Origin of the sequence: Desulfosporosinus cupriresistens, from assembly GCF_001707885.1 — a bacterium.
Classification (GTDB): Bacteria; Bacillota; Desulfitobacteriia; order Desulfitobacteriales; family Desulfitobacteriaceae; genus Desulfosporosinus.
Window position 1 is genome coordinate 1 of sequence record NZ_MASS01000104.1, and the last position, 5,832, is coordinate 5,832.

Consider the following 5,832-nt stretch of genomic DNA (forward strand, 5'->3'; position numbering starts at 1 on the left):
CTATTTAATCACACTTTTACCCGTCAAGTATTTATCGACTTCCCTGGCTGCCAGCTTTCCTTCTTGGATCGCCCAAACAATGAGGCTCTGCCCTCTTCTCATATCGCCTGCGGTGAAGACTTTTTCTACATTGGTCTCGAAGACCTCGTACGTTGCTTGCACATTGCTCCTGGGATCTCTCTCCAGCTCCAGTTCATTGGGGATCGTATCCTCGGGACCTAAAAATCCCATGGCTAGTAACACTAGGTCCGCTGGCCATACTTTTTCACTGCCCGGAACTTCTTGCGGTACTCTTCTTCCGGTGGCGTTCTTTACCCAGGTGACTTCGACGGTATGAACTTCTTGGACTTCACCTTGCTCATTGCCTACGATCTTTTTCGTAGAAATGAGGTAATTTCTGGGATCCTGGCCATAGAGGCTGATCGCTTCTTCCTGACCGTAGTCTACTTTTAGCTTGAGCGGCCATTCCGGCCAGGGATTGGTTTCTTCGTTTCTTTTTTCCGGTGGTTTCGGCATGATTTCAAACTGGTTGACGCTTTGACAGCCATGCCGTATTGATGTGGCGACACAGTCTGTTCCGGTATCGCCTCCGCCGATGATGATCACGTTTTTGCCTTGGGCGCTGATATACTTCCCGTTCTCGAGACTTGAGTCTAAGAGACTTTGGGTCGTGGCTTTTAGGAAATCGACGGCAAAGTGAACTCCTTTAAGCTCGTTTCCTTCAACCTCCAGTCCCCGGGGCTTTGTTGCTCCTGCGCACAGGACGACTGCGTCATAGGTATCGATGAGTTCTTGAGTGGGGATGTCCCGACCGACTTCGGTCTTCAGGATGAATTGGATTCCGGAGGCTTTCATCAGCTCGATGCGTCGCTTAACGATTCGTTTTTCGAGTTTCATGGCGGGAATCCCGTACATCATCAGACCTCCGGCCCGATCGTTTCGTTCGTAGACGGTTACGTCATGGCCTACGGCGTTTAAATAATAGGCTGCGGACATTCCTGCTGGGCCGGAACCGACGACGGCTATTTTTTTGCCGGTTGCTTTGGCTTTTTTTGGGACGACCCAGCCTTCGGCAAAGGCTTTTTCTATGATCTCATATTCGAGGCTGTTGATGGCCACGGACTCCATGATATGACCTTCGGTACAGGACCCTTCACAGGGTGCTGGGCAGACTCGGCCTGTGAATTCGGGGAAGGGGTTGGTTCGGATCAGTCGTTTGTAGGCGTCTTCCCATTGTCCTTTGTATACGAGTTCATTCCATTCGGGGATGAGATTTTGTACGGGGCATCCTGCTGCCATGCCGTTGAGTAGGACGCTGCCGTGGCAAAAGGGTATTCCGCAGTTCATACACCTCGCGCCTTGGGTTTTTATGACGTCAGGATCCTGTGGGAGCCTGAGTTCGTTCCAGTCGTTTATTCGTTCCTTTGGAGGCCGTTTCTGCGGGTTGACTCGTTCATACTCTAAAAATCCCGTTGCTTTTCCCATTGTAAGTCCCACCTTAATTTGCTTTTGTCTGGTTCCTTAGTTTTTAAAATGCTCTTCGAACGCGACCATTAACGCTTCGTCGCCGTTTAAGCCTGCCTTGTGAGCCTTATCAATGTTTGCCAGCATCCGTTTGTAGTCTTTAGGAATGATTTTGGTGAATCGTTGCGAAGCGTTTTTCCAGTCTTCAAGGAGCGTCTGGCCAAAGGGGCTGCCGGTATGCTCCACATGCTTGCTGATCATGGCCTTGATTTCATTCAGTTCGTCTGCTTCCATGGTTTCCAGTAACACCATGGATTTGTTGCAATAGATTTCGTCGAAGTCCAGTATATAGGCGACTCCACCGGACATGCCTGCGGCAAAGTTTCGGCCGGTTTTGCCGAGGATCACTACTTTTCCGCCGGTCATATATTCACAGCCGTGGTCCCCCACGCCTTCCACGACGGCTTTGACTCCGCTGTTTCTTACGCAGAATCGTTCGCCGGCGATGCCGTTGATATAGGCTTCGCCTGAGGTCGCCCCGTAAAAGGCTACATTACCAATTAGGATGTTTTGCTTGGGATCAAAGTCGGAGACTTTGGGCGGATAAACGACGATTTTACCGCCGGAGAGGCCTTTGCCTAAATAATCGTTGGCGTCGCCTTCGAGTTCGAGGGACATTCCTTGGGGGATGAAGGCTCCAAAGCTTTGTCCGGCTGAGCCGACAAAGGTTAGCTTGATGGTGTCTTCGGGCAGTCCTTCTTTGCCATATCTCTTGGATATTTCGCTTCCGACGATGGTTCCGACGACTCGGTCCACGTTATTGATTTTTAGTTTCGCTCGGATGGATTTCCGGTTTTCCAGCGCCGGCTGACACATTCTCAGAAGTTTTTTAATGTCGAGCGATTTTTCGAGCATATGGTTTTGGGCTTGAGTTTTGAAGCGACTGACATCGGCGCCGGCATACGGTTGATACAGAATCTGTGACAGGTCGAGGCTCGCTGCCTTCCAATGTTTGACGTGTTCTTTGGGTTTCACTCGGTCGGTGCGTCCGACCATTTCATTGACGGTTCTAAAGCCGAGCTTGGCCATGATTTCTCGCAGTTCTTGAGCGACAAAGCGCATGAAGTTTTCGACATACTCGGGTTTACCGGTAAAGTTCTTGCGTAGGGTTTTATTTTGGGTGGCGATCCCTACCGGACAGGTGTTGAGGTTGCAGACTCTCATCATGACACACCCTATGGCGATGAGGGGGGTGGTTGAGAAGCCGAATTCTTCGGCACCCAGCATCGCCGCTATGGCGACATCTCGTCCTGAAAGCAGTTTGCCATCGGTTTCGACCACGACTCGGTCTCTTAGTTTGTTGAGGACGAGGGTTTGATGGGTCTCAGCGAGCCCTAATTCCCAAGGGAGTCCGGCATTTCGGATGCTGGTGCTGGGTGAGGCTCCGGTCCCGCCGTCATAGCCACTGATCAGGATGAGGTCGGCTTTTCCTTTGGCTACGCCGGCTGCGATGGTTCCAACGCCGACTTCGGATACCAGCTTGACGCTGATTCGCGCGTCTTTGTTGGCATTTTTTAGGTCATGGATGAGTTCGGCTAAGTCTTCAATGGAATAGATGTCGTGATGCGGCGGGGGGGATATGAGGTCGACTCCGGGGGTTGAATGCCGTACGCGGGCGATTTCGGGATACACTTTGCGTCCGGGTAGTTGACCTCCTTCACCGGGTTTGGCACCCTGAGCCATTTTGATCTGGATCTCTTTGGAATTGACCAAGTAGTTGCTGGTTACGCCAAATCGTCCGGAGGCGACTTGTTTGATGGCACTGTTTTTCGTGTCTCCGCCCGGCAGGACGGTAAAGCGCTCGGAATCTTCGCCGCCTTCACCGGTGTTGCTCTTGCCGCCTAGTCGATTCATGGCGATGGCCAGACATTCGTGGGCTTCTTTGCTGATGGAGCCGTAGGACATGGCTCCGGTTTTGAATCGTTTGACGATGGAGTCCACCGATTCGACGTCTTCGATGGGGATCATGTCGCCTAGGACGTACTTGAAATCGAGAAGGTTTCTGAGCGTGCAGAGTTCGCCGTTGATTTTGTTGGAGTATTCTTTGTAGAGGGCGTAATTTCCTTCTCGGCAGGCTTTTTGCAGCATGTAGATGCTTTCGGGATTGTAGAGATGGCGTTCTCCGCCTTCTTTGCACTGGAAGTAGCCACCGACTTCCAGGGTGTCGGTATACAGGGCGTTTTCCTGATAGGCACTTTCATGCCGCATTTGGTTTTCTAGGGCGATCTCTTCCAGGCCTATTCCGTCGATTCGGGAGGGGGTCAACGTGAAATATTTTTCGATGAGATCTCTTCCCAGTCCGACGGCTTCAAAGATTTGCGCTCCGTGATAGCTGCGTACGGTTGATATGCCCATTTTGGTCAGCACTTTCAGGATCCCTTTGACGGAGGCTTTGATGTAGTTTGTTTTACCTTCTTCATAGGTGAGTCCCTCGAGCATCTCGTTTTGGGCGAGGTCCTTAATGGTCTCATAAGCTAGATAGGGATTGATGGCGGTGACGCCATAACCGATCAGGGTGCAGAAATGGTGGACTTCTCTGGGTTCGCCGGATTCCAGCACGATTCCGAGGTTGGTTCGGATTTCTTGGCGGATGAGGTGTTGGTGCAGTCCTGAGGAGGCTAAGAGGGCGGGGATGGCTGCGAGTTTTTCGTTGACGCCTCGGTCTGAGAGAATGATGATATTGGCGCCTGCGCTAATCGCTTGATCGGCTTCTTTGAAGACTCTCTCTAAGGCCTTTTCCATCGCTTTGGCCCCTTCGGAGACGTTATACAGGATGGATAGGGTCACGGTTTTGAATTGGTCGTTGTTGAGATGCTTTAGGGTGGTCAGTTGTTCATTGGTCAGGATGGGATGGTCCAAGGCGACACTGGCTGAGTTGCGTTGGTCGGGATCCAGCAGGTTTCCGGTATCTCCGAGGAGGATGCTGCTGGAGGTGATGAGTTCTTCTCGTATTCCGTCGATGGGGGGATTGGTGACTTGGGCAAACAGCTGTTTGAAGTAGAGATACAGCATCTGGGGGTTTTCGGATAAGACTGCGAGCGGTGAATCCATTCCCATGGCTCCGATGGGATCGACGCCTTGGGTTACCATCGGTTGGATGGTTTTCGTGATGTCCTCATAGGTATAGCCAAAGGCTTTTTGCTGTTTAATGAGTTCTTCTCTTAGACCTTCTGTTAGGGGTTCTTCCGATGTGTTCGCAGCGGATAGATCGCCCAGATGGACGATATGTCGGGTATTCCATTCGGCATAGGGATGCATGATGGATACACGTTTCTTGAGTTCTTCATCGGAGATGATTCGCTGGGCTTTGGTGTCGATCAGCAGCATTTTGCCGGGTTCCAGGCGGCCTTTGTAGAGGACATTTTCAGGTTTGATGTCCATGACGCCGACTTCGGAAGCTAAGACGACTTTGTCATCTTTGGTGACATAATACCGTGAGGGTCGCAGTCCGTTTCGGTCGAGGACGCCGCCGATGACGTCTCCGTCTGAGAAGGCCATGGCTGCTGGGCCATCCCACGGCTCCATTAGGAAGTCATGGAATTGGTAGAAGTCTTTTTTCTCTTTGGACATCAGGTCATTTTTTTCCCAAGGTTCCGGTATCATCATCATGACGGCATGCGGTAAGGATCTGCCGGTGAGGTGCAGGAATTCCAGGCTGTTGTCAAACATCGCTGAATCGCTGCCGGTTTCGTCGACGATGGGATAGACTTTGGTGAGATCTTCAAAGAGCGGTGAATCGATGCATTTCTGGCGCGCTTTCATCCAGTTGACGTTGCCTCGGATGGTATTGATTTCGCCGTTATGAACGATGTAACGGTTCGGATGGGCCCGCTCCCAGCTGGGGAAGGTGTTGGTGCTGAACCGGGAGTGCACCATGGCCAGGGCGGAGGTGAAATCGAGATCGGCTAGGTCGAGGTAGAAATTTCTGAGCTGTTCGGCTGTGAGCATGCCTTTATAGACGATGGTCTTGGAGGAGAGGCTGGCGATATAGAAGGTGCCTCCCTTGTCTTCGGACATGGGGACGATGACTTTTTCGGCTCGTTTTCGGATAATATAAAGCGTTCGTTCAAAGTCCATTTCATCCGTTAGGTTGGGATTCTTCCCGATAAAGACTTGGATGAAGCGAGGCATGACGGCTTTGGCGCCTTCGCCAATGATCGTCTTATCGATGGGTACCTCTCTCCAGCCTAAGACGGTTTGACCTTCCTCGTGAACAATTTCTTCGAAGGTTTCCATTTGTGTTTTTCGGAACTCGTCATACTTGTGGGCGAAGACCATCCCTACGCCGTAACTGCCTTTTTCCGGCAA

2 protein-coding genes are annotated in these 5,832 nt (G+C 51.4%); both read right to left on the minus strand.

Going from position 1 to position 5,832, the window contains the following annotated elements:
* Positions 1 to 1,485: a glutamate synthase subunit beta gene (locus DSBG_RS21125; protein ID WP_068966923.1), complete on the minus strand. Its 1,485-nt coding sequence runs from the start codon at positions 1,483 to 1,485 to the stop codon at positions 1 to 3.
* 36 nt (positions 1,486 to 1,521) lie between these two features.
* On the minus strand, positions 1,522 to 5,832 hold a 4,311-nt coding region (gene gltB / locus DSBG_RS21130; protein WP_068966925.1), incomplete at its 5' end, for a glutamate synthase large subunit.

Coding starts and splice junctions, on each gene's coding strand:
- DSBG_RS21125 (WP_068966923.1), bottom strand. CDS start 1,485: ATGGGAAAAGCAACGGGATTTTTAGAGTATGAACGAGTCAACCCGCAG.